Source organism: Mycobacterium kyorinense (assembly GCF_002101735.1).
In the GTDB taxonomy this organism is placed as follows: Bacteria; Actinomycetota; Actinomycetes; order Mycobacteriales; family Mycobacteriaceae; genus Mycobacterium; species Mycobacterium kyorinense.
Genome location: NZ_LQPE01000024.1, coordinates 1 through 2620, shown reverse-complemented (window position 1 = coordinate 2620; position 2620 = coordinate 1). Strand labels below are relative to the sequence as shown.

Here is a 2620-nt window from a genome sequence, read left to right as displayed (position 1 = left end):
AGCGGCGCACCGTCTCCCGCGAGGCCCCGCACGGGATCGGCGTGCCGTCGACCAGTCGCAGGTCGTCGGCCCACGAGGGGCACTGGGCGGCCAGATACAGCATGGCTTTGCAGATCAACGGAGCGGCGGCCTTGATCCGTTTGTGGTAGCCCGGCTGCTTGGGCAAATACGGAAACAGATGGCGCAGCCGGCCCAAACACATACGCAGCCAATGGTGTTCGCTGCGAGCACCGAGCAGTACCTGCGCCACGGCCAGGCACACCAGCTCGGCATCGGTGAGTCTCTTCGGTCGACCGACTCGCCGTCGGTCCGGTCCGATGACATGATCATCGATCGTCACATACAGTTCGGTCAGGAGGGCATCGAGGTTCGTCGTCACAAACGTCCATCGATGCCCTCCAACCACATCAGTCACAAGCCGCCACGCCGCACAGACAACCAACAGCGGTACGCATCAACAACCCGCCGCAACTCACCCGCCGCCGCGGTTAGGAATTACTCATCTAGGCTTGCGCGCTGTGATCACCCGGATGTCCGAGTTGTTCCTGCGCACGCTGCGCGACGATCCCGCCGACGCGGAGGTCCCCAGCCACAAGCTGCTGATCCGGGCCGGCTACATCCGGCCGATCGCGCCCGGCCTGTACAGCTGGCTGCCGCTCGGGCTGCGGGTGCTGCGCAAGATCGAACGGGTTGTCCGCGAGGAGATGAATGCGATTGGCGGGCAGGAGATCCTGTTCCCCGCGCTCTTGCCGCGCGGCCCGTACGAGACCACCAACCGGTGGACGGAGTACGGCGACAGCATTTTTCGCATCAAGGATCGTCGCGGAAACGACTATCTGCTGGCACCGACCCATGAAGAGCTGTTCACGCTGACGGTGAAGGGGGAGTACAGCTCCTACAAGGACTTTCCGTTGGTGCTCTATCAAATCCAGAACAAGTACCGCGACGAGGCGCGGCCGCGGGCCGGCATTTTGCGCGTTCGGGAGTTCGTGATGAAGGACTCCTACTCCTTCGACATCGACGACGCCGGACTCAAGGCCGCCTACCACGCCCACCGCGAGGCGTATCAGCGCATGTTCGACCGACTGCAGGTGCGTTATGTCATCGTGTCGGCGGTGTCCGGCGCCATGGGCGGCAGCGCCTCGGAGGAGTTTTTGGCCGAAAGCCCGGTCGGCGAGGACACTTTCGTGCGCTGCCTGGAGTCCGGGTATGCGGCCAACGTCGAGGCGGTCATCACCGCGCGCCCGGAGAGCCGGCCCATCGACGGGCTGCCGGAGGCGGTCGTCCACGACACCGGCGACACCCCGACGATCGCGACCCTGGTGGACTGGGCCAACGGCGCCGACCTGGGCCGCGCGATCACCGCCGCCGACACCCTGAAAAACGTGATGCTCGAAGTTCACCACCCCGGCGGCGAGCGGGAGTTGTTGGGCATCGGGGTCCCGGGCGATCGCGAAGTCGACGAGAAGCGGCTGGCCGCCGCCCTGGAGCCGGCCGAGTACAAAATGCTCGACGACGGCGATTTCGCCAAGTACCCATTCCTGGTCAAGGGGTATATCGGCCCGAAAGCACTGCGCGACAACGGAGTTCGCTATCTCGTCGACCCGCGGGTGGTGGACGGCACCAGCTGGATCACCGGCGCCGACCAACCCGGCAAGCACGTCGTCGGGCTGGTCGCCGGTCGTGACTTCACCGCCGACGGCACCATCGAGGCCGCCGAGGTTCGCGACGGCGACCCGTCACCGGACGGCGCCGGGCCGCTGGTCTCGGCCCGCGGCATCGAGATCGCTCACATCTTTCAGCTCGGCCGCAAATACACCGATGCGTTCACCGCCGACGTGCTCGGCGAGGACGGCAAGCCGGTCCGGCTGACCATGGGCTCCTACGGTGTCGGGGTGTCGCGGCTGGTGGCCGTGATCGCCGAACAACACCACGACGAGCTGGGTCTGCGCTGGCCGTCGAGCGTGTCGCCGTTCGACGTGCACGTGGTGATCGCCAACAAGGACGCCGAAGCCCGTAGCGGGGCTACCACGCTGGCCCGCGATTTGGACCGGCTGGGCATCGAAGTGCTGCTCGACGACCGGCAGGCATCACCCGGCGTGAAGTTCAAGGACGCCGAACTGCTCGGGGTGCCCTGGATCGTCGTGGTGGGCCGCGGCTGGGCCGACGGCGTGGTCGAGCTGCGCAACCGGTTCAGCGGCGAAACCCGCGAACTGGCCGTCGGCGCCGGGCTGGCCACCGAGATCACGACGGCGGTGGCCGCCTAGATGAGTAATTCCTAACCGCGGCGGCGGGTGAGTTGCGGCGGGTTGTTGATGCGTACCGCTGTTGGTTGTCTGTGCGGCGTGGCGGCTTGTGACTGATGTGGTTGGAGGGCATCGATGGACGTTTGTGACGACGAACCTCGATGCCCTCCTGACCGAACTGTATGTGACGATCGATGATCATGTCATCGGACCGGACCGACGGCGAGTCGGTCGACCGAAGAGACTCACCGATGCCGAGCTGGTGTGCCTGGCCGTGGCGCAGGTACTGCTCGGTGCTCGCAGCGAACACCATTGGCTGCGTATGTGTTTGGGCCGGCTGCGCCATCTGTTTCCGTATTTGCCCAAGCAGCCGG

General features: G+C 65.8%; 1 protein-coding gene and 2 pseudogenes. 2 read left to right on the top strand and 1 reads right to left on the bottom strand.

The window, feature by feature from the left end:
- A pseudogene (locus tag AWC14_RS04730) lies at positions 1-379 on the bottom strand (IS982 family transposase); the annotation flags it as partial.
- A 139-nt stretch (positions 380-518) separates the two neighbouring features.
- On the opposite strand from AWC14_RS04730, the gene AWC14_RS04725 reads away from it, so the two are divergent.
- Positions 519-2267 (top strand): proline--tRNA ligase, encoded by a 1749-nt coding sequence (locus tag AWC14_RS04725; RefSeq protein WP_045382954.1) that lies wholly within the window; start codon positions 519-521, stop codon positions 2265-2267.
- A gap of 124 nt (positions 2268-2391) precedes the next feature.
- Positions 2392-2620, top strand: a pseudogene (locus AWC14_RS04720) (IS982 family transposase); the annotation flags it as partial.